General features: G+C 70.9%; 19 protein-coding genes. 7 read left to right on the top strand and 12 right to left on the bottom strand.

All coding sequences use genetic code 11. From position 1 onward, the window contains the following. The first annotated feature begins 132 nt into the window (after positions 1-132). Both ABZX30_RS12055 and ABZX30_RS12050 read left to right on the top strand, forming a co-directional pair. Positions 133-1,785 carry a sensor histidine kinase gene (locus ABZX30_RS12055; RefSeq protein WP_355932064.1) on the top strand — a complete coding sequence of 551 codons (1,653 nt, stop codon included), beginning with the start codon at positions 133-135 and terminating at the stop codon, positions 1,783-1,785. Beyond that, the gene (locus tag ABZX30_RS12050; protein WP_355932061.1) at positions 1,782-2,483 is read left to right on the top strand and encodes a response regulator; all 702 of its coding nucleotides are present in this window, start codon (positions 1,782-1,784) and stop codon (positions 2,481-2,483) included. The genes ABZX30_RS12055 and ABZX30_RS12050 overlap by 4 nt, the downstream gene beginning before the upstream one ends. Before the next feature lie 32 nt (positions 2,484-2,515). Here ABZX30_RS12050 and ABZX30_RS12045 read toward each other — a convergent pair whose 3' ends face one another. Beyond that, positions 2,516-2,806 carry a hypothetical protein gene (locus ABZX30_RS12045; protein WP_355932058.1) on the bottom strand — a complete coding sequence of 97 codons (291 nt, stop codon included), beginning with the start codon at positions 2,804-2,806 and terminating at the stop codon, positions 2,516-2,518. A 55-nt stretch (positions 2,807-2,861) separates the two neighbouring features. Between ABZX30_RS12045 and ABZX30_RS12040 the strand changes: the two genes are divergently transcribed. Next, entirely contained in the window at positions 2,862-3,617 is a 756-nt protein-coding gene (locus ABZX30_RS12040; protein WP_355932055.1) for a PQQ-binding-like beta-propeller repeat protein, read from the top strand. 165 nt (positions 3,618-3,782) lie between these two features. Here the strand turns inward: ABZX30_RS12040 and ABZX30_RS12035 are convergent, their stop codons facing one another. Then, positions 3,783-4,808: an ATP-dependent 6-phosphofructokinase gene (locus ABZX30_RS12035; protein WP_355932053.1), complete on the bottom strand. Its 1,026-nt coding sequence runs from the start codon at positions 4,806-4,808 to the stop codon at positions 3,783-3,785. Positions 4,809-5,029: 221 nt separating this feature from the next. On the opposite strand from ABZX30_RS12035, the gene pta reads away from it, so the two are divergent. The 3 genes from pta (at position 5,030) to pyk (ending at position 9,878) form a co-directional block, all read left to right on the top strand. Next, on the top strand, positions 5,030-7,141 hold the full coding sequence (gene pta, locus ABZX30_RS12030) for a phosphate acetyltransferase (protein ID WP_355932050.1): 2,112 nt from the start codon (positions 5,030-5,032) through the stop codon (positions 7,139-7,141). Then, entirely contained in the window at positions 7,142-8,350 is a 1,209-nt protein-coding gene (locus ABZX30_RS12025) for an acetate kinase (RefSeq protein ID WP_355932047.1), read from the top strand. Between the two features lie 100 nt (positions 8,351-8,450). Next, positions 8,451-9,878, top strand: coding sequence for a pyruvate kinase (gene pyk, locus ABZX30_RS12020; protein WP_355932046.1), 1,428 nt, complete (start codon positions 8,451-8,453; stop codon positions 9,876-9,878). A gap of 100 nt (positions 9,879-9,978) precedes the next feature. Here pyk and ABZX30_RS12015 read toward each other — a convergent pair whose 3' ends face one another. The 4 genes from ABZX30_RS12015 to ABZX30_RS12000 form a co-directional block, all read right to left on the bottom strand. After that, positions 9,979-11,346, bottom strand: coding sequence for a hypothetical protein (locus ABZX30_RS12015; protein WP_355932043.1), 1,368 nt, complete (start codon positions 11,344-11,346; stop codon positions 9,979-9,981). Continuing rightward, a complete protein-coding gene (locus ABZX30_RS12010) occupies positions 11,336-11,908 on the bottom strand; it encodes a DUF6114 domain-containing protein (protein WP_355932042.1) in 573 nt (190 codons plus the stop codon). Before ABZX30_RS12010 ends, ABZX30_RS12015 begins: the two co-directional genes overlap by 11 nt. 116 nt (positions 11,909-12,024) lie before the next feature. Continuing rightward, positions 12,025-12,657, bottom strand: a complete 633-nt coding sequence (locus tag ABZX30_RS12005) for a DUF6230 family protein (RefSeq protein ID WP_355932040.1) — start codon at positions 12,655-12,657, stop codon at positions 12,025-12,027. A 637-nt stretch (positions 12,658-13,294) separates the two neighbouring features. After that, entirely contained in the window at positions 13,295-14,275 is a 981-nt protein-coding gene (locus ABZX30_RS12000; RefSeq protein WP_355932038.1) for a tetratricopeptide repeat protein, read from the bottom strand. Positions 14,276-14,511: 236 nt separating this feature from the next. Here ABZX30_RS12000 and ABZX30_RS11995 point away from each other — a divergent pair, with 236 nt between their 5' ends. Continuing rightward, the gene (locus tag ABZX30_RS11995; protein WP_355932037.1) at positions 14,512-15,147 is read left to right on the top strand and encodes a TetR/AcrR family transcriptional regulator; all 636 of its coding nucleotides are present in this window, start codon (positions 14,512-14,514) and stop codon (positions 15,145-15,147) included. Between the two features lie 36 nt (positions 15,148-15,183). Here the strand turns inward: ABZX30_RS11995 and ABZX30_RS11990 are convergent, their stop codons facing one another. The 6 genes from ABZX30_RS11990 to ABZX30_RS11965 all read right to left on the bottom strand — a co-directional run bounded on the left by ABZX30_RS11990 (position 15,184) and on the right by ABZX30_RS11965 (position 20,345). Beyond that, positions 15,184-16,884 (bottom strand): methylmalonyl-CoA mutase family protein, encoded by a 1,701-nt coding sequence (locus ABZX30_RS11990; protein ID WP_355932034.1) that lies wholly within the window; start codon positions 16,882-16,884, stop codon positions 15,184-15,186. An 82-nt stretch (positions 16,885-16,966) separates the two neighbouring features. Next, positions 16,967-17,305: a DUF3817 domain-containing protein gene (locus tag ABZX30_RS11985; RefSeq protein ID WP_355932031.1), complete on the bottom strand. Its 339-nt coding sequence runs from the start codon at positions 17,303-17,305 to the stop codon at positions 16,967-16,969. Between the two features lie 53 nt (positions 17,306-17,358). After that, positions 17,359-17,868 (bottom strand): MarR family transcriptional regulator, encoded by a 510-nt coding sequence (locus ABZX30_RS11980; protein ID WP_355932029.1) that lies wholly within the window; start codon positions 17,866-17,868, stop codon positions 17,359-17,361. A gap of 33 nt (positions 17,869-17,901) precedes the next feature. Further along, positions 17,902-18,624 (bottom strand): TetR/AcrR family transcriptional regulator, encoded by a 723-nt coding sequence (locus tag ABZX30_RS11975; protein ID WP_355932026.1) that lies wholly within the window; start codon positions 18,622-18,624, stop codon positions 17,902-17,904. Next, complete coding sequence (locus ABZX30_RS11970; protein WP_355932023.1) at positions 18,621-19,199, bottom strand: hypothetical protein; 579 nt, start codon at positions 19,197-19,199, stop codon at positions 18,621-18,623. The genes ABZX30_RS11975 and ABZX30_RS11970 overlap by 4 nt, the downstream gene beginning before the upstream one ends. Before the next feature lie 99 nt (positions 19,200-19,298). Then, on the bottom strand, positions 19,299-20,345 hold the full coding sequence (locus tag ABZX30_RS11965) for a recombinase family protein (protein WP_355932020.1): 1,047 nt from the start codon (positions 20,343-20,345) through the stop codon (positions 19,299-19,301). Positions 20,346-20,353: the final 8 nt, after the last annotated feature.

The following is a 20,353-nucleotide window of genomic DNA, read 5'->3' as shown; positions in this document are numbered from 1 at the left end:
CGTCGGCGAACACCGGCGTGCGGCTCACGTCCGGGCGTTACAGGGGAATGCCGTGACTATCTCCCGCCCCTGTGAGGGCGGTCACCCTTCCGTTCATTTAGTTCACACTCGGCGCGGAGGCAGACTGACGGCATGCGAGTCCCAGCCATTCCCAGGCCCCGCAGCCTGGCCGGCCAGCTGTTCGCCATGCAGGCCGTGCTCATCGCCGTGGTCGTGGCCGGATACGCGCTGTTCACCTACGTCAGCGACCAGCGGCAGGCGGAGGACGCGGCGAGCCGCCAGGCGACGGCCGTGGCCCGCTCCATCGCGGACACCCCCTCGGTACGGGCCGCGATCCACACGCCGGACCCCTCGGCGCACCTCCAGCCGTACGCCCTCCAGGTCATGCGTGACACCGGGGTCGACTTCGTCACGATCATGAATCAGAGCGGGATCCGCTGGACCCACCCCGACGAGAAGCAGATCGGCAAGCGCTATCTCGGCCACATCGCGGACGCCCAGCACGGCCACACCAGCTCCGAGACCTACACCGGCACCCTCGGGGCCTCCGTCCGCACGGTGACGCCGGTGGAGGAGAACGGCCGCGTCATCGGCCTGGTCAGCGCCGGCATCCGGGTCGAGGCCATCAGCCGCCGGGTCCAGGAACAGGTCTCGGCCCTGTTCGGCGTCGCCGCCGGCGTCCTGCTGCTGGGCGCGGTCGGCACGTACGTCATCAACGCCCGCCTGCGCCGCCACACCCACGGCATGAACGCGACCGAGCTCAGCCATGTGCACGACTACCACCAGGCCGCGCTGCACGCGGTGCGGGAGGGGCTGCTGATGCTGGACGGGCAGTACCGGGTGGCACTGATCAACGACGGCGGGCGGGAGCTGCTCGGGGTCGGTACCGAGGACGCGGTGGTCGGCCGGTCGGTCGCCGACCTCGGCCTGCCCGCGCCGCTGACCGGCGCTCTGCTGGCTTCGGAGCCGCGGGTGGACGAGGTGCACCTGACGGCGGACCGGGTGCTGGTGGTGAACACCTCGCCGGTGTCGGGCGGGGAGCGCCGGGGCACCGTGGTCACCCTGCGGGACGTGACCGAGCTCCAGTCGCTGATGGGCGAGCTGGACTCCGAGCGCGGCTTCACCCAGGCGCTCCGCTCGCAGGCCCACGAGGCCGCGAACCGCCTCCACACGGTGGTTTCCCTGATCGAACTGGGGCGTGCGGAGGAGGCGGTCGACTTCGCCACGGCGGAGCTGGAACTCGCGCAGGCGCTGACCGACCAGGTGGTGGCGGCGGTGAGCGAGCCGGTGCTGGCCGCCCTGCTGCTGGGCAAGACGGCACAGGCGAACGAGCGGGGCGTGGAGCTCCTGGTGTCGCCGGAGAGCCGGCTGGACGACGGGGTGCTCCCCGACGACCTCTCGGCCCGGGACCTGGTGACCATCCTCGGCAACCTGATCGACAACGCGGTGGACGCGGCGCAGGGCAGCACCGGGGCACGGGTGACGGTCACGGCGTCCACCGACGACGCGGAGGAGCCCGCGCGGACCCTGCTGCTGCGGGTGGCGGACACCGGGGCCGGTGTGGCTCCCGCCCACGCCGACCTGGTATTCCAGCGGGGGTTCTCCACCAAGCCGGCCGGACCGGGCGGGCGGGGGCTCGGTCTGGCACTGGTGCGGCAGGCCGTGCACCGGCTGCACGGGACCCTGTCCGTGGCGGAGGCCGACGGCGGCGGGGCCCAGTTCGAGGTCCGGCTGCCGTTGCGTACGGCGGTCGGGCCGGCCCCGGTGTCTGGAGGCGACGCATGACGAACGAGCAGCACATCCGCGTGCTGGTGGTGGAGGACGATCCGGTGGCGGCGGACGCGCACGTCATGTACGTCGGCCGGGTGCCGGGGTTCGTCGCCGTCGGCAAGGCGCACACCGGGGCCCAGGCGCGGCGGCTGCTGGACCGCACGCCGGTCGACCTGCTCCTGCTCGACCTGCACCTGCCGGACGTGCACGGTCTCCAGCTCGCCCGGTCGCTGCGGGCGGCCGGGCACCACGCGGACGTGATCGCGGTGACGTCGGCGCGGGACCTGGCGGTGGTGCGGGAGGGCGTCTCGCTCGGGGTCGTCCAGTACGTCCTGAAGCCGTTCACCTTCGCCACCCTGCGCGACCGTCTGGTCCGGTACGCCGAGTTCCACGCCGCGGTGGGTGAGGCGAGCGGCCAGGACGAGGTGGACCGGGCGCTGGCGGCCTTGCGCGCCCCCGGACCCGCGGCGCTTCCGAAGGGGCTGAGCGGGCCGACCCTGGAACGCGTGACCGGCACCCTGCGCGAGGCCGCCGGAGGGCTCACGGCGGCGGGGGTCGCCGAGTCCGTGGGGATCTCCCGGATCACCGCCCGGCGGTATCTGGAGCACCTGGTGGAGAGGGCCCGGGCCGAGCGGAAGCCGGTGTACGGGCAGGTGGGGAGACCGGAGCTGGTCTACCGGTGGGTGAGCGGGACGGAGCAGCGCAGGACCTGAGGACGGCCCCGATGAGCGGTCCGCCCATCCGGTCAGATCCCCAGCGCCTCGATGTCGTCCGGTCGGAGCAGCCTGGTGTGTCCGCCGCCCGCGGTGCCCAGTCGGGGCTGCACCTGCTGCTCGTCGGAGAAGTGCCGCTGCCCGGACAGCCGAAGGGTGACGGCACCGCCCAGCACCAGCCGGTCCTTCTCGCGAAAGGTGATCCGCTCCCCCGGCTTCAGACGGCGCGAGGCGGTGCCGCTCTCCAGCACCGTTCCGTTGGCGGAGTCGAGGTCGACCGCGATCACCCGGACGTGTTCGGACTCGCTCTCCACGCTGACCATCAGGTGCCGGCACCCCGCGCCCCGCGACGCACCCCGCCTCCTCTTCGGCCGGCCCGTGACGGCCGGCCGGCAGGTGCTGCTCGCCGCCACGGACGGCACTTTGCGGGCGCTCGACGGCAGGACCGGCGCACTGCGCTGGAAGAAGCGATGGGGCGCGGACGACGACAGCGAGGACACCTCGTACTCCCTCCGCGACCTCCCGCCGTTCCTCGTCAGCCACGGCAAGGTGTACCTGGCGGGCCACGGGACGGTCGAGGTCTACGACGCCGGTTCGGGCGAGCACCGCGGGAGGATCACCGTGCCCGGCGAGGACAGCCCGTACGACACCGTGAGGATCAACGCCTCGGCCGACACGGTCTACGCCGCCTCCGACAAGACGGTCACGGCTTTCGACAGCCCTACCGGAAAGCGCCGCTGGAGAACACCACTCGAGGACGGTGCTGCGCCCAGAGGCCTCACGGTCTTCGAAGGCTCCCTCTTCCTCAAGGACGACGATCGCCTGCTGCGGTTCGACGCCCGCACCGGCAGGCTCGTGTGGGATGCGGATGTCCAGGGTGGTTCCGTGCCCGCCGTGACCGGTGACCGGGTCATCCTGGGCCACGACCGGAAGATCACCTGCCTTCGCGTGTCATCCGCCGAGCCGTGCGGGACCATGAGCACCGCCGGGATGGACGAGACGCTCATGGGCCCTGGAGGCTCCATCGTGCTCGTCTCCCGCATGAACTTCGTGGAAGTCCTCTCCCCGGATCTGCGCCCTCGCAGCGAATGGAACGCACGCCAGCTGCTGCGGGGATGGGGTGCAACGATCTGATCTGCCGGTACCCGCTCCCGGCGTGCCGGCCTCCGGCCCCGCCCCCAGCAGGAGGAGCTCGATCGCCACCGGGTACGGCAGGACCGCCACCCCCTACGAAGCGGTGGTCGTGCTCGCGTCGGTTCCTGCTGTGGGCGAGATCCGTTCGAGGATCGAAGACGGACCCTAGAAGACCGACTCCGCCTCGTCCATGCGGTCCTTCGGCACCGTCTTCAGCTCGGTCACCGCCTCCGCGAGCGGCACCATCACGATGTCGGTGCCGCGCAGCGCGGTCATCCTGCCGAACTCGCCGCGGTGCGCGGCCTCCACCGCGTGCCAGCCGAAGCGGGTGGCGAGGACGCGGTCGTACGCGGTCGGGACGCCGCCGCGCTGGACGTGGCCGAGGATGACCGGCTTGGCCTCCTTGCCGAGCCGGCGCTCCAGCTCGTAGGCCAGGGCCGTGCCGATGCCCTGGAAGCGCTCGTGGCCGAACTGGTCGATCTCGCCCTTGCTGTAGTCCATGCTGCCCTCGACCGGGTGGGCGCCCTCGGCGACGCAGATGACCGCGAACTTCTTGCCGCGGGCGAACCGCTCCTCGACCATCTTGACCAGGTCGACGGGGTCGAAGGGGCGCTCGGGCAGGCAGATGCCGTGGGCGCCCGCGGCCATGCCGGACTCCAGGGCGATCCAGCCGGCGTGCCGGCCCATGACCTCCACCACCATCACCCGCTGGTGGGACTCGGCGGTGGTCTTGAGGCGGTCCATGGCCTCGGTGGCGACGCCGACCGCCGTGTCGAAGCCGAACGTGCGGTCCGTCGAGGAGATGTCGTTGTCGATCGTCTTGGGGACGCCGACGACCGGCAGACCCGCGTCGGACAGCATCCGGGCCGCCGTCAGCGTGCCCTCGCCGCCGATCGGGACGAGCGCGTCGATGCCGAACTCGCCGACCATGTCGGTGGCCCGCTCGCAGGCCTCCCGCAGCCGGTCCCGCTCCAGGCGGGAGGAGCCGAGGATGGTGCCGCCGCGGGCCAGGATGCCGCCGACCGCGTCCAGGTCGAGGGGGCGGTAGTGGCGGTCGAGCAGCCCCCGGTAGCCGTCCTCGAAGCCGATCACCTCGTCGCCGTAGTGCGCGACCGCCCGGTGCACGACCGACCGGATCACGGCGTTCAGGCCGGGGCAGTCGCCGCCTGCGGTGAGAACTCCGATGCGCATCGTGCTGTGTCTCCTGCTCGCTGTGGGTGGGTACCGGTGAGCCGGTCCGATTGTTTCATGTCCGCACCGGCACCGCGGCGCCCGTCCGGACCCGGGAGGGGGACGCGGCGCTGACGGGCGCCGTGTCCGGCTCGAGGGGTACCGTCAAGAGGGTTCTGCCCACCTCGGTGGGCGATTTTTCTGAGCCGGGCCGGACGACGAGACGGAGAGGGAGAGCGCACGTGACGCGCAGCGTGTACGTGACCGGGATCGACCGCGGCGACGGCCGCCAGGTCGTCGAGCTGGGGGTCATGGAACTCCTCACCCGGCAGGTCGACCGGGTCGGTGTGTTTCGCCCCCTCGTCCACGACGGGCCCGACCGCCTGTTCGAGCTGCTGCGCTCGCGCTACCGGCTCTCGCAGGACCCGGCGACCGTCTACGGCATGGACTACCAGGAGGCGTCCGCGCTCCAGGCCGAGCAGGGCACCGACGAGCTGGTGTCCGCCCTCGTGGACCGCTTCCACCTTCTCGCCCGGGACTACGACGTCGTCCTCGTCCTCGGCACCGACTACGCCGACACCCAGCTCCCGGACGAGCTGTCCCTGAACGCCCGGCTGGCGAACGAGTTCGGCGCGTCCGTGATCCCGGTGGTGGGCGGGCGCAAGCAGACGGCCGAGTCCGTGCTCGCGGAGACGCGGAACGCCTACCGGGCCTACGAGGCGCTCGGCTGCGACGTGCTGGTCATGGTCGCCAACCGGGTGGCCCGCGAGGACCGGGACAAGATCGCCGACCGGCTCGCTTCGCGGCTGCCGGTGCCCTGCTACGTGGTGCCGGACGAGCCCGCGCTGTCCGCCCCGACGGTCTCCCAGATCGCCCAGGCCCTCGACGCCAAGGTGCTGCTCGGGGACGACTCGGGGCTGGCCCGGGACGCGCTGGACTTCGTCTTCGGCGGCGCGATGCTGCCGAACTTCCTCGCCGCCCTGACCCCGGGCTGCCTGGTGGTCACCCCGGGCGACCGGGCCGATCTGGTCGTCGGCTCGCTGGCCGCGCACAGCGCCGGCACCCCGCCGATAGCCGGGGTGCTGCTCACCCTCGACGAGGTGCCGAGCGACGAGATCCTCACCCTGGCCGCCCGCCTCGCCCCCGGCACCCCGGTGCTGTCCGTGGCCGGCAACAGCTTCCCCACCGCCGAGCAGCTGTTCTCCCTGGAGGGCAAGCTGAACGCGGCCACCCCGCGCAAGGCGGAGACCGCGCTCGGCCTGTTCGAGCGGTACGCCGACACCGCCGACCTGGCCAGGCGCGTCTCCGCGCCGAGCAGCGACCGGCTCACCCCGATGATGTTCGAGCACAAGCTCCTCGAGCAGGCCCGTGCCGAGAAGCGCCGGGTCGTCCTGCCCGAGGGCACCGAGGAGCGCGTGCTGCACGCGGCCGAGGTGCTGCTGCGCCGGGGCGTGTGCGACCTGACGCTGCTGGGGCCGGTCGAGCAGATCCGGAAGAAGGCCGCCGATCTCGGCATCGACCTGGGCGGCGCGCAGCTGACCGACCCGGCCACCTCCGAACTGCGGGACGCCTTCGCGCAGAAGTACGCGCTGCTGCGCGCCCACAAGGGCGTGACGGTGGAGCTGGCGTACGACGTCGTCTCCGACGTCAACTACTTCGGCACGCTGATGGTCGAGGAGGGGTACGCCGACGGCATGGTGTCGGGGTCCGTGCACTCGACCGCCGCCACCATCCGGCCCGCCTTCGAGATCATCAAGACCAAGCCGGAGTCGTCGATCGTCTCGTCCGTGTTCTTCATGTGCCTCGCCGACAAGGTGCTGGTCTACGGGGACTGCGCGGTCAACCCCGACCCGAACGCCGAGCAGCTGGCCGACATCGCCATCCAGTCGGCCGCCACCGCCCGGCAGTTCGGCGTGGAGCCGCGGATCGCGATGCTGTCGTACTCGACCGGTACGTCCGGTTCGGGAGCCGACGTGGACAAGGTGCGCGAGGCCACCGAGCTGGCCCGCGTGCGCCGGCCCGATCTGAAGATCGAGGGGCCGATCCAGTACGACGCCGCCGTGGAGCCGTCGGTCGCGGCCACCAAGCTGCCGGGCTCCGAGGTCGCGGGGCAGGCCAGCGTGCTGATCTTCCCCGACCTCAACACCGGCAACAACACCTACAAGGCCGTGCAGCGCTCGGCCGGCGCGATCGCCGTCGGCCCGGTCCTGCAGGGCCTGCGCAAGCCGGTCAACGACCTGTCCCGGGGTGCGCTGGTCCAGGACATCGTCAACACCGTCGCCATCACGGCGATCCAGGCGCAGAACTCCGACCGGTCCCCCGCCGGGACCCCGCACGAGAAGGCCCTCGCTTAAGTGAGCTCCACGCGCGTCCTCGTCCTCAACTCCGGCTCCTCGTCGGTGAAGTACCAGCTGCTGGACATGCGCGACCGCAGCCGGCTGGCCGTGGGCCTCGTCGAGCGCATCGGTGAGCAGACCTCCCGGCTGAAGCACACCTGCCTCGCCTCGGGCGACACCCGTGAGCAGAACGGCCCGATCGCCGGCCACGACGCCGCCCTCAAGGCGGTCGCCGAGGAACTGGGCAGGGACGGCCTGGGCCTGGACTCCCCCGAACTGGCCGCGATCGGGCACCGGGTGGTGCACGGCGGCCTGTTCTTCACCGAGCCCACCGTCATCGACGCCGCGGTGCTCAGCGAGATCGAGCGGCTGATCCCGGTGGCGCCGCTGCACAACCCGGCCAACCTCACCGGCATCCGTACGGCGATGGCGCTGCGCCCCGACCTGCCGCAGGTCGCCGTCTTCGACACCGCGTTCCACACCACCATGCCGGAGTCCGCGGCGCGCTACGCGATCGACCCGAAGATCGCGGACCGGCACCGTATCCGGCGGTACGGGTTCCACGGCACCTCGCACGCGTACGTCTCCCGGGAGACCGCCCGGCTGCTGGGCAAGGATCCCTCCGAGGTCAACGTCATCGTGCTGCACCTGGGCAACGGCGCGTCGGCCTCCGCGGTCGAGAAGGGCCGGTGCGTGGACACCTCCATGGGGCTGACGCCGCTGGAGGGGCTCGTGATGGGTACCCGGTCGGGAGACCTGGATCCCGCGGTCATCTTCCATTTGGCGCGTGTTGGCGGAATGTCCATGGACGAGATCGACACTCTCCTCAACAAGAGGAGCGGCTTGTTCGGGCTGTGCGGGGACAATGACATGCGGGAGATCCGCCGGCGGATCGACGAGGGCGACGAAGAGGCACGGCTCGCCTTCGACATCTACATTCACCGCTTGAAGAAGTACATCGGCGCCTATTTCGCGGTGCTCGGACGGGTCGACGCGGTCGCCTTCACAGCGGGAGTCGGGGAGAACGCGAGCCCGGTGCGGGAGGCTGCCGTCGCGGGCCTGGAGGAGCTGGGCCTGGCGGTGGACGGCGAGCTGAACGCCGCGCGCGGTGACGGGCCGCGGCTGATCTCGCCGGCGTCCGCGCGGGTGGCCGTCGCCGTGGTGCCGACCGACGAGGAACTGGAGATCGCGACACAGACCTACGCACTGGTGGGACACAGCCGCTGAGCAAATACACGGGAGTAACACGGCTGAGCGCATAGCCGCCCATTTGTATTTTCCGCCAGACGGAATATTCCGTAGCGAAACAAACCGATAGGATCACCCCATGCGCCGTTCGAAAATCGTCTGTACTCTCGGCCCCGCGGTCGACTCCCACGAGATGCTCGTCTCCCTGATCGAGGCGGGCATGAACGTGGCCCGGTTCAACTTCAGCCACGGCTCGCACGCCGAGCACCAGGCGCGGTACGACCGCGTCCGGGCCGCCTCCAAGGAGACCGGCCGCGCCATCGGCGTCCTCGCCGACCTCCAGGGCCCGAAGATCCGTCTGGAGACCTTCGCCGAGGGTCCGGTCGAGCTCGAGCGCGGTGACGAGTTCGTCATCACCACCGAGGACGTCCCGGGCGACAAGCACATCTGCGGAACCACCTACAAGGGCCTGCCCGGTGACGTCGACCGCGGCGACCAGATCCTGATCAACGACGGCAACGTCGAGCTGAAGGTCCTGGACGTCGAGGGCCACCGGGTGCGGACGATCGTCATCGAGGGCGGTGTGGTCTCCGACCACAAGGGCATCAACCTGCCCGGCGCGGCCGTGAACGTGCCCGCGCTGAGCGAGAAGGACATCGAGGACCTGCGGTTCGCGCTGCGCATGGGCTGCGACCTGGTCGCGCTGTCCTTCGTGCGGGACGCCAAGGACGTCCACGACGTCCACAAGGTGATGGACGAGGAGGGGCGCCGCGTCCCGGTCATCGCCAAGGTGGAGAAGCCGCAGGCGGTCGACAACATGGAGGACGTCGTGATGGCGTTCGACGGCGTGATGGTCGCCCGTGGCGACCTCGCCGTCGAGTACCCGCTCGAGAAGGTCCCCATGGTGCAGAAGCGCCTGATCGAGCTGTGCCGGCGCAACGCCAAGCCGGTGATCGTGGCGACCCAGATGATGGAGTCGATGATCACCAACTCCCGTCCGACCCGCGCCGAGGCCTCCGACGTGGCCAACGCGATCCTGGACGGCGCCGACGCGGTCATGCTGTCGGCCGAGTCGAGCGTGGGCGCGTACCCGATCGAGACCGTGAAGACGATGTCGAAGATCGTCGCCGCGGCCGAGCAGGAACTGCTGTCCAAGGGCCTGCAGCCGCTCGTGCCGGGCAAGAAGCCGCGCACGCAGGGTGGTTCGGTGGCCCGCGCGGCCTGCGAGATCGCCGACTTCCTCGGCGGCCGGGGCCTGGTGGCCTTCACCCAGTCCGGCGACACCGCCCGCCGCCTCTCGCGCTACCGCGCCTCCCAGCCGATCATCGCCTTCACCACCGACGAGGGCACCCGCAATCAACTGACGCTCAGCTGGGGTGTGGAGTCGCACGTCGTGCCGTTCGTGAACAGCACCGACGAGATGGTCGACCTGGTGGACCAGGAGATCACCAAGACCAACCGCTTCAGCCCGGGCGAGATCGTCATCATCACCGCCGGCTCGCCCCCCGGTGTCTCGGGCACCACCAACATGCTCCGGGTGCACCACCTCGGCGGCGACGGCCGCTGACGGCCCCGCCGAGGTACTTGTACGGCGCTGAGGGCGCCCCCTGCGACGCAGGGGGCGCCCTCAGTTCTTGCGCGGCTCCCGAACGGGCCTGTGCGGCCGCTCAGTCGGTCGTGTACACGTGCATCCCGGGCACGTGCAGGTTGCCACCGAACTGGGCTGCCTGGGTCACCTTGGCGTTGGTGAAGTAGATGAGCGGGATGTTCAGCGGCGGCGGGCTGTCCGGGCTGAACGTCACGGGGATCAGGCCGAAGAGGTTGCCGGAGATGCTCTCGGTGTACATCACGGTGTCGCCACCGGTGATGGTCGACGTCGTGCCCTTGGCGGCCTGCACGTGGTAGGTCTTGCCGGACTGCTTGTCGTTGACCGTCTGGTGCAGGTCCCCGATGTCGGTGCCGCCGGAGATGACGTACTTCAGGACCTTCTTCTTGGTCCCGTTGGCCGTCTTCACCTCGACGATGCCCTGGTAGTCGGCGCCCTTGAGCAGCAGGGAGCTGGCGTTCAGGTACCAGGGGTCGTCCGCCACCGGCACCTTGTTGTCGATGCCGCTCTCGTCGAGCGTGGCGGCCGGGCAGTCGGCGGCGGCGTCACCGGGACTCGCCGACGGGCTGGGTGAGGCGGTGGCCGTCGCGGCCGCGTCGCCGGCCGCCGTGGTGGCGTCGTCCGCCGCCTCGGAGGCCGTGCCGGTGGTGTCCTCGACGGTGTCCTCGACCGTCTTGGTGGTCTTGTCGACCGTGTCCTTGACGGTGCCGGACGAGCCGGAGTCCTTGCTGTCCCCGGAGGACGACGAGGAAGAGGGCGACGCCGAGGACGACGCGGACTCCGACGGGCCGGGGGTCGCGCTCGCGCTCGCGGAGGACCCCGAGCCGCCGGTGAAGATGTCGCCGATCGTGTCCCCGACGGTGTCGAGCAGACCGCCGCCGCTCTCGGACGCCGACGGGGCCGCAGTGGCGGTGTCACCGGACGACGAGGTGTCCTTGGAGTCCGAGGACCCGGCGGAGGCGGTCGCCGTAGGCGTGGGGTCCGGCTTGCCACCGGAACCCGAATCCGCCGAGGTGGACCCGCCGGAGGTGTCCTTGGTGCCGCCCGACGCCGAGGGGTCCGGCGTGCTCCCGCTCGTGTCGGTGGAGTCGCCCGCGCTCTCGGAGGCGGACGGCGACGGCGAGGCGGAGGCGTCCGTGCCGTCCGAGGAGTCGGACAGCGCCTTGACGCAGTCCTTGTACTCGTCGGCCGTCAGGCTCTTCGACGACGCCGACGCCGACGGCGAGGAGCCGTTGTCGGCGAGGGCGAGGCTGGACGTGAATCCCATGCCCATGAGGACCGCGGTCGGCATCGCCACCGTGGCTATCGCCTTGCCGGCCGGCATCTGGAACCTGGTGAACAGCGGCTTCTTGGGTGCCGCGTGGCGCGGCCCGGTTCTCACACGGGACTCGTCCACCTCAGTCCCGTGGGTCACCTCGTCAGCCGGCACTGTGCCTCCCGTTCGCCCCGTTCGCCGGGCTCGTTCCTGACAGGTCGTTCGAGTCGCCCACCCCGTTCGCGTCCTTGCCGAACGACACGGGCGCGGGGGCACCGCTGTCGGCGGGCGCGGCCTCGGGCACCGCCTGCGGCTGCGGCACCGCCTGCGGCTGTGCCTCGACGCCCGGCGCCCAGGCCACCGCCATCGCTCCGCCGAGGAGGGCGAGCACGAAGCCGACGACGAAGCCGCCGAAGTTGGCCACGGGGATGGACACCAGCCCCAGCAGGATCGCCGCGACGCCCGCGAAGACCCGTACGTGCTTCTGGAACCAGAGGCTGACGCCCAGGACGAGGAGCAGCACACCGATGATCAGGGATCCCGCTCCCGCGGTGGTGGACATCGCCAGCGTCAGATGGCCGAGCTGCAGGTGTGCGTACGGGAAGTACATGATCGGAAAGCCGCCGAGCAAGACGAACAGACCAGCCCAGAACGGACGGGTGCCCCGCCAGGCGCGGAACTGCTGCCTCCGGCGGGTGAACTGGCCGGATGCGGCGGCAGGGGTCTCGGCGCTCATGGAAAACAGCTCCCTGGTGCGGCGTTGCTGTGGTGGTGATGTGTGCCACGTGTGAAACGCGGCCGGAGAGTGGACAGGCGGGGGCGCCATCGGCTCCCCCGCCCGTCAACGAATGCTCAGTAGCACTCGTGCGTACCCGTCGACAGCGACATGTGCAGTCCGCTGAGCTTGAAGGTTCCGGCAGTGGTCGCCCACGCCGTCTGCTTCACGTCGGTCAGCGTGGCCGAGTCGGCCTGCTGCGCGAAGCCGAACGGGTTGGCCTGCTCGCTGCCACCCTTCATGCCCGGACCCTTGGAGGCGTCCTTGGCGGCCACACCGATGTCGAGACCCTTGAACGTCGCGTCGGCGTTCAGGTCGGCGACGTCGATGTACAGGTTGTCGGCCTCGACCGGCTTGTCCGCGCCCGCCTTCAGGATCAGGCTGACCGATCCGAAGACCGGGATGTTCGGCGTGACCACCGACTGGCACATGTTGCTGATCGTGGCCGACTTGAAGGCCGACACGGCGACGGGGTGAGCCGTCTTGTTGCCGTCGAGCGTGTAGCCGGCGTCGAGCGCACCGTACTGCGAGAAGCCGGTGCCCTCGAGCTTGTCGGCCGTGACCTTGAACGACTGGCCGGAAACGCTGAACGACGCGGCGAGAGCGCCCTGCGCGAGGGCGACACCTATCGCTGCCGTAGCGGCGACGCTGGGCACCATGACCACAGCGAACCGCTTCCATCTGGTCCCGCCACGCACCTGGGACTCCATATTTCCTCCTTCTCGGACGTACATCTCCTGACCCTTGCTCACCACCGAGGCGGCGGCTCAGCCGGGCAGGGATGGGAGAAGCGCTACGTCCTCGGGAAGGGGAGCGCCCGCGCTCGGAGGCACGAACCGCGCCCGAATCACCGGCGATCACCCCCGAGCGACAACCACTGGTCGCGCCTGACACGCATCACGCACAACCTTGCTGGACAGGCTTCACCGTGCGGCGAAGACCCCCCTGTCCTAGAGCCGGCGCCACTGCCGCCGACTCTGCCCGGTGGGGACCCAGAGTGCCCCGCCGACCCGACCGGCTGCCGGGGTGCGGGAATGGACCGAGCGTCGCCGATCGTGGTGCATTCTCGCCGCCCGCACAAGGGGGTTCGTTACTGGCTAGTAACGGCCGGATAACCGAAGGACGACCCGGCGGTCTCGAAGTGCGACGCTGGGTGGCATCCAAGGGCAGAACAAAACCGTTGACCTTTGGACGGAACCAGACAGATCAACGGCCCTGCTTTACTGCGAGTAACAGCGGCCGCGATTACCAAGATTTGGTAAAGCGCGGCCGCCGTGACGTGGGACTGGCCGATCTTTCACCCCGGCATCACATGCCGGGAGGTTTAGCGACTGGTCAACAGCCGCTTCAGAACAGGGCGCGAGCCAGGGCCCGGCGCGCCCCCACGACCCGCGGGTCGTCCGAGCCGACCACCTCGAAGAGCTCGAGCAGCCGGCGCCGGACGGCGTCCCGGTCGTCACCCACCGTGCGCCGCACGGTCTCGATCAGCCGCCCGAACGCGTCCTCGACGTGCCCGCCCACCAGATCGAGGTCGGCGGCCGCGATCTGTGCCTCGACGTCCTGCGGCTTGTCGGCCGCGTCCCGGCGCACCTGCTGCGGGTCCGCGCCCTGCACCCGCTGGAGCAACTCCGCCTGCGCCAGGCCGAGCTTGGCCTCGGTGTTGCCCGGGTCGTCGTTCAGTACGTTCTTGTAGGCCTGGACGGCACCAGCCAGATCCCCGGCGTCCAGGGCCTGTACGGCGGCCTCGAGCAGCGCGTCGTACGGCCCCGCCGGGGGTCCGGCCGCCGCGGGGACGCCGCCGCCCGGCTGGGCGTCCGGGTCGACGGTCAGGCCGGTCAGGCCGAAGCGCTCCTCGGCGACCTGGACCAACTGGTCGAGGGTCTGCCGGATCTGCGCCTCGCCGGCGGCGCCCTGGAAGAGCGGCAGCGCCTGTCCCGCGACGACCGCGAAGACGGCCGGGATGCCCTGCACCCCGAACTGCTGCATCAGCATCTGGTTGGCGTCGACGTCGATCTTGGCGAGCAGGACGCGGCCGGCGTACTCGACGGTCAGCCGCTCCAGTACCGGGCTCAACTGCTTGCAGGGCTGGCACCACTCGGCCCAGAAGTCGATGACGACCGGGACCTCGGCGGAGCGCTGGAGGACATCGCGTTCGAAGGTGGCCTCGTCGACGTCGATGACGAGATCGGCCGGTGAGACGGCACCGGTGCCGCCGCCCTGCCGGGCGGCCTCGGCGCGCGCCTGCTCCGCCTTGGCCTTGGCCTCCTGGGCCGCCTTCACCGCGGCGAGGTCGACGACGCCGCTCATGGACATGTTCCGTGGCTGCATGCGCCTATCCTCCCCCGTTCCCGCGCGTGTGTGAAAAAACGTCGTGTCGGCGGCGCCGGGTCCCCACCCCACGCCGTGCGGTCGTCGCCCGTGCGGTCCCCACGGGCCCTCGCCGCGACCCCGCGCCGCGCGTTTTCGCTACGAGTCGTAGCGTAATACCGTCGCGGGTGCGGGCGACACCCCGCCCCGGTGATCTCCCTCACGGCCTCACAGGAACCGCCGGTTATGGTCAAGGCATGCAGAGCAGCACCCCCGCCGGCCGCCCCGGACGCCCGCGCAGCGCCGCCGCCGACACCGCGATCCTGGCCGCGACCCGGGAGGCCCTGGTGGAACTCGGCTGGTCCAAGCTCACCTTGGGAGACGTGGCCACGCGGGCCCGGGTCGCGAAGACGACGCTCTACCGCCGCTGGGCGGGCAAGAACGAACTCGTCGTGGACGCGGTGGCCGAACTCTTCGACGAACTCGAACTCCCCGACCGCGGCAGCCTCGCCGCCGACATCGAAGGCGTGGTCCTCCAGTTCGCGGCCATCCTGGCCCGCCCCGAGGCCAAGAGCGGCCTGATGGCGGCGGTCGCGGAGTCGACCCGGGACGACGCCCTGCGTCAACGGGTCCGCGCCTCCATCGTGGACCGCCAGAAGCGCCTCGTCCTCGAGGGCCGCGCCCGCGCCCAGGCCCGCGGTGAACTCCCCGCGGAGGCCGACCCCGTGGAGGCCGCCCGCACGGCCGACCTCATCTTCGACGTCGTCGCCGGTGCGGTGGTGCACCGCACACTGGTGAGCGGCAAGCCGGCGGACGAGGAATGGGTACGGAGCTTCACCCGGGTGCTCCTGCACGGCCTGACGTCACCGCCCCCCGGCCCCGCGACCCCCTGAGGGGGCGGAGCCGGGCCCGCCCCCGCCCGGTGGCGGTCAGAAGCCCGCCGGCTCCGTGTACACCCCCCACTCGTCCCGGAGGACCCCGCAGATCTCCCCCAGCGTCGCCTCCGCCCGCACCGCGTCCAGCATGGGCTCGATCATGTTGGCCCCGGACCGCGCCGCGGTCAGCATGCCGTCCAGGGCCGCACGCACACGTGCCTCGTCCCGCGCCGTCCTGCGCGCCCCGAGCACCCGGACCTGCTCCCGCTCCACCTCGTGGCTGACCCGCAGGATCTCCAGGTCGCCGGTGACCGACCCGGTGTGGACGTTGACGCCCACCACCCTCTTGTCGCCCTTCTCCAGCGCCTGCTGGTAGCGGAAGGCGGACTCGGCGATCTCGCCGGTGAACCAGCCGTCCTCGATGCCCCGCAGGATGCCGGAGGTGATCGGCCCGATCGGGTGCCGCCCGTCGGGGTGGGCCCGCAGGCCCCGCTCCCTGATCTGCTCGAAGATCTTCTCGGCGTCCGCCTCGATCCGGTCCGTCAACTGCTCGACGTACCAGGAACCGCCCAGCGGGTCGGCCACGTTGGCGACGCCGGTCTCCTCCATCAGCACCTGCTGCGTGCGCAGCGCGATCTCCGCCGCCTGCTCGCTGGGCAGGGCCAGCGTCTCGTCCAGGGCGTTGGTGTGCAGCGAGTTGGTCCCGCCGAGCACCGCCGCCAGTGCCTCCACGGCCGTGCGCACCACGTTGTTGTACGGCTGCTGGGCCGTCAGCGACACCCCGGCGGTCTGCGTGTGGAACCGCAGCCACTGCGCCTTCTCGCTCTTCGCCCCGTACACGTCCCGCATCCACCGCGCCCAGATCCGGCGCGCGGCCCGGAACTTGGCGATCTCCTCGAAGAAGTCGACGTGCGCGTCGAAGAAGAAGGACAGGCCGGGCGCGAAGACGTCCACGTCCAGGCCGCGCGACAGCCCCAGTTCGACGTAGCCGAAGCCGTCCGCGAGCGTGTACGCCAGCTCCTGCGCGGCCGTCGAGCCGGCCTCCCGGATGTGGTAGCCGGAGACGGACAGCGGCTTGTAGGCGGGGATGCCGGCCGCGCAGTACTCCATCAGGTCACCGATCAGCCGCAGATGCGGCTCGGGCTGGAAGAGCCACTCCTTCTGGGCGATGTACTCCTTGAAGATGTCCGTCTGGAGGGTGCCGTTGAGCGCGGACACGTCCACGCCCTGCCGCTCCGCTGCGACCAGGTACATGCAGAAGACGGGCACGGCCGGCCCGCTGATGGTCATGGACGTCGTCACGTCGCCCAGCGGGATGTCCTTGAACAGGACCTCCATGTCCGCCGCCGAGTCGATGGCCACCCCGCAGTGCCCGACCTCGCCCAGCGAGCGCGGGTCGTCGGAGTCGCGTCCCATCAGCGTCGGCATGTCGAAGGCGACGGAGAGTCCGCCGCCGCCGGCGGCCAGGATCATCTTGTAGCGCTCGTTGGTCTGCTCGGCGTTGCCGAAGCCGGCGAACTGCCGGATGGTCCACGTGCGCCCGCGATAGCCGGTCGGATACAGCCCGCGCGTGAAGGGGTACTCCCCCGGCCACCCGATCCGCTCGAAGCCCTGGTACTCGTCGCCGGGCCGGGGCCCGTACACCGGCTCCACGGGATCACCGGAGAGCGTGGAGAAGTCTGCGGCGCGCTTGCGCGCGGCGTCGTAGCGGGCCTGCCAGCGACGGCGGCCTTCCTCGATGGCGTCAGCATCCATACGACGAATTTACTAGGACGTCCTAGTAAATGTCGACGGCACGCCGCCGCACGGGGCTCGCGCGGCGGTGGAGGCTCAGGTGTTACGCCTCGGCGACGGCCGGGGCCTGGTCCGCGGACCCGGGCTCCAGCTCGTGGGTGATCTTCCGCTCGACGAAGAACGCGGCGGTCGGGATCGTCCCCGCCAGCAGCACCCACAGCTGCTTGCCGACCGGCCACTTGGCCTTGGAGCCCAGGTCGAAGGCGAAGACCAGGTAGACGACGTACAGCCAGCCGTGGGCGATGGCGACGACCCGGGTGAAGTCGGCGGCGCCGTCGATGTGAAGCCCGTACTTCGCGATCATGCTCAGACACAGCAGCACCAGCAGCACACCGGTGGTGTAGGCCATGACGCGGTAGCGGGTCAGCACGCTCTTTTTCATGCCGTCGAGCGTAACCGCCCGATCCGGGAGATCTTGCCCCGGGTCGCCCGCGCTCAGTCCGCGTCGAAGTCGTGCGCCGCGATCCGGAGCGGGCGCAGCATCGCGAAGAGTTCCGCGCACTCCTCGGCGTCGTACACCCCGAGGCCGAAGTCCATCGCCATCAGGTCCCGGGTGGCCGCGTCGACCACCTCGCGGCCCTTGTCGGTGATGCTGGCGAGCGTGCCGCGCCCGTCGTTCGGATTGGGCCGCTTGGCCACGAGCCCGGACTTCACCAGCCGGTCGACGGTGTTCGTCACGGAGGTGGGATGCACCATGAGCCGCTCGCCGATCTTGGACATCGCCAGTTCACCGGCCTTGGAGAAGGTGAGCAGCACCAGTGCCTCGTACCGCGCGAAGGTCAGTCCGTACGGCTTGACCACCGCGTCGACCTCGGCCAGCAGGATCTGGTGCGCCCGCATGATCGAGGTGATCGCCGCCATCGACGGCACGTTTCCCCACCGCTGTTTCCAGAGCTCGTCGGCGCGGGCGATGGGGTCGAAGGGAAGACTGAGAGGCTTCGGCACGTCACCAGACCCTACCCGCCGGTCACATCCCGGTCAGCTCCGTCTCGGCCTTCGGTCGGCCGGGCCTTCCGGGCCCGGGACCGCCCGGCGCAGATGGTGGCGGACCGCCCGCTGGGCGACGGGCCCGAGGTCCTCCAGGGCGGCCACGAGCGCGCCGAGGTGCTCCAGGGCGTCGAGGGCCGCGTGGGCGCCCGCCTCGTCCACGCCCTCGTACAGCTCGATGCCGACGAAGGACGCGGCGACCGCGCGGGCCAGGTTCGCCGGGTCGGTGAACTCGCCGAGCGGGGTCGCCGCGAGCACCCTCCGGAGCACCTGCTCCATCGACGCGATCCACAGGTCGAGGCCCGCCGCCGTGGCCGGCCCCAGGGCCTCGTGGGTCTGCGCCCCGGCCAGGAGCTGGCCGAGCAGGGCGACGTGGCCGCCGGCCCGCTCCTGTGCGTGGATCTCCCGGCCCACGGCCAGGAGCTCGGAGAGGGAGGAGACGGACGCGAGTCGCGCTCGGTGCCGGGCCACCGCGTTCTCCGCGCCGTAACGGCAGGCCGCCGCGAGGAGCTCGTCCACCGAGCCGAAGTGGTAGAAGACCAGCGCCTGGTTGACCCCGGCCGCCGCCGCGACCGTACGGGCGGACGTCTTGGCGATCCCCTGCTCGGTGAGGACGCGCAGGGCACCCTCCAGGAGCCTGGTCCTGGTCTCCTGGGACTTGCCCTGGGACTTGCCCTGGGTGCCGCGTCGAGACGTCGCCGGCTCCGGGCTCATGACCCGTTGCCGAGGGTGCGCAGGAGGCACGGGGTACCGACGCCCGAGGACAGGGTGCGCGAGCAGCGGCGGGCGGCCGGGGTGCAGGACAGGGGCGCCTTGAAGAGGGCGAGGAAGACACCGACGACGAGGAGCAGCGGGCACAGGTAGGCCAGCGCCGCGGCGAGCGGGCCGAAGAGGGGGACGGCGGGGCCGAGGCTCAGACCGGCGCCGCAGACGGTGAGCACCAGCGCGCGGACCGCGAGCTCGGCCAGCCAGTTCCGGCGCGCCCGCTCCGGGGTGATGCCGTGCTCGGCCCACAGCCGCAGCCGGTCCAGGGACCAGGCCGTCGCCCAGCCGCGCAGGGGGCGCACCACCAGCCGGTCGGCGAGCGCCCGGGGGGCGCCCCGGCGGGGGCGGTGGTCGTGACCGGCGAGGAAGCGGACACCGTCGGCGTCGGGGACACAGCGCCAGTGGTCGATGAGGGTGAGGCGGGACTCCCAGCGGCGCCGCTGGGCCGGTTCCTGGGTGCGTTCCCGCAGGATGTCGAGGCCGGCCCGTATGCGCGTCTCTATGTGGAACGCCTGGAGCGCCATGGATGTGTCCCCCTGTCGGCCGGAAGGCCGGCCCGTCCGGCCGTTTGAGCGACCGCTCAACCTGTCCACGGCGGAAGTTACACCTCTTTGAGCAGTCGCTCAAAGAGGCGGGTCTGCCGCCGGGCAGGGCGGTGGGCACGGAAAAACCCCGGCACAGCGGCCGGGGTCGGGCCCCCAGGTACGCAGGAATTCGGCCTCCACCCGCTGATCCAGCGTCTCTGCGTAGATCGTCACGTGACCAGCCTTGCAGCGGTACAGCGGTACGCCCTTGTCGCTGGTTCCGCCATTGAGCCTGCCGTCGCAGCGATAGCAGAACGCCAGACCGGCAACCAGGGGAGTCGCCCGGCGGGGTGCACGGTCGGTGCCGGTGGCCAGCGCGAGTAGACGTTCCCGTACGGCCTTGGCTTCGGCGGCAGTCAGGATCGGGTCGGCGAACTGAACCGGCGTGACGCCATCGGCAGCCAGCACCAGGGCGCCTTTGTGGGCACGGTGGCCCCGGAGCGTCGGCGACTTCAGGAGTCTGCGCCACTGGGGTTCAGACAAGCCGACCATGCGAGCGGTGCCCGCTACCGTGCCATCGCTGATCAGCTTGGCAACAGCAGCGCGGATGAGTTCGGCTTGCGCAGCGTCGACGGCGAGATAGGCCGCACCGTCCCGCCGGATGATCTGGTATCCGAACGGCGCTCTCCCGCTGGACCACCGTCCTTGTGTCCGGCGCGTCTCGTGCCCTTCGCTGATACGGGCAGCGATCATGCCGCGTTCCCACTCAGCGAGTGCAGCGAGGACGTTCCCCACCATGCGGCCGGTTGGCGTGCTGGTGTCGATCGTGTTGTCTGTGGTCGCGATCTTGGCCCCGTAGGCTTCCGCCCACGCCACCAGCCGCAGGAACTCGCCCACGCTGCGGGCGTAGCGATCCAGCTTCCATGCGATCACCACATCAGGCGTTGCCGCCATCAGCGCCGACATGCCCTTGCGCTGCTCCAGCGGCTTGGCTCCGCTGACGCCCGCATCTATGTACTCGACGGCTTCAGCCGGGTCGTACCCATGGCCGGTAAGCCACTGATGGGCAGCAGCGCGCTGAGTCTCGATTGAGGCGCTGTCGTCGCTCTCGCGGGACAGCCGCAGGTAGATCGCCGTGCTGGTCATGTACTCAA

It is taken from the genome of Streptomyces sp. NPDC004542 (genome assembly GCF_040610035.1).
GTDB lineage: Bacteria > Actinomycetota > Actinomycetes > Streptomycetales > Streptomycetaceae > Streptomyces.
This window is presented reverse-complemented; position numbering and strand designations above follow the sequence as displayed.

What these genes read in the sequence shown, in the direction of transcription:
- ABZX30_RS12055 (WP_355932064.1), top strand. Translation starts at nt 133, where the DNA reads ATGCGAGTCCCAGCCATTCCCAGGCCCCGCAGCCTGGCCGGCCAGCTG.
- ABZX30_RS12050 (WP_355932061.1), top strand. Translation starts at nt 1,782, where the DNA reads ATGACGAACGAGCAGCACATCCGCGTGCTGGTGGTGGAGGACGATCCG.
- ABZX30_RS12045 (WP_355932058.1), bottom strand. Translation starts at nt 2,806, where the DNA reads ATGGTCAGCGTGGAGAGCGAGTCCGAACACGTCCGGGTGATCGCGGTC.
- ABZX30_RS12035 (WP_355932053.1), bottom strand. Translation starts at nt 4,808, where the DNA reads ATGCGCATCGGAGTTCTCACCGCAGGCGGCGACTGCCCCGGCCTGAAC.
- pyk (WP_355932046.1), top strand. Translation starts at nt 8,451, where the DNA reads ATGCGCCGTTCGAAAATCGTCTGTACTCTCGGCCCCGCGGTCGACTCC.
- ABZX30_RS12010 (WP_355932042.1), bottom strand. Translation starts at nt 11,908, where the DNA reads ATGAGCGCCGAGACCCCTGCCGCCGCATCCGGCCAGTTCACCCGCCGG.
- ABZX30_RS12005 (WP_355932040.1), bottom strand. Translation starts at nt 12,657, where the DNA reads ATGGAGTCCCAGGTGCGTGGCGGGACCAGATGGAAGCGGTTCGCTGTG.
- ABZX30_RS12000 (WP_355932038.1), bottom strand. Translation starts at nt 14,275, where the DNA reads ATGCAGCCACGGAACATGTCCATGAGCGGCGTCGTCGACCTCGCCGCG.
- ABZX30_RS11995 (WP_355932037.1), top strand. Translation starts at nt 14,512, where the DNA reads ATGCAGAGCAGCACCCCCGCCGGCCGCCCCGGACGCCCGCGCAGCGCC.
- ABZX30_RS11990 (WP_355932034.1), bottom strand. Translation starts at nt 16,884, where the DNA reads ATGGATGCTGACGCCATCGAGGAAGGCCGCCGTCGCTGGCAGGCCCGC.
- ABZX30_RS11985 (WP_355932031.1), bottom strand. Translation starts at nt 17,305, where the DNA reads ATGAAAAAGAGCGTGCTGACCCGCTACCGCGTCATGGCCTACACCACC.
- ABZX30_RS11975 (WP_355932026.1), bottom strand. Translation starts at nt 18,624, where the DNA reads ATGAGCCCGGAGCCGGCGACGTCTCGACGCGGCACCCAGGGCAAGTCC.
- ABZX30_RS11970 (WP_355932023.1), bottom strand. Translation starts at nt 19,199, where the DNA reads ATGGCGCTCCAGGCGTTCCACATAGAGACGCGCATACGGGCCGGCCTC.
- ABZX30_RS11965 (WP_355932020.1), bottom strand. Translation starts at nt 20,345, where the DNA reads ATGACCAGCACGGCGATCTACCTGCGGCTGTCCCGCGAGAGCGACGAC.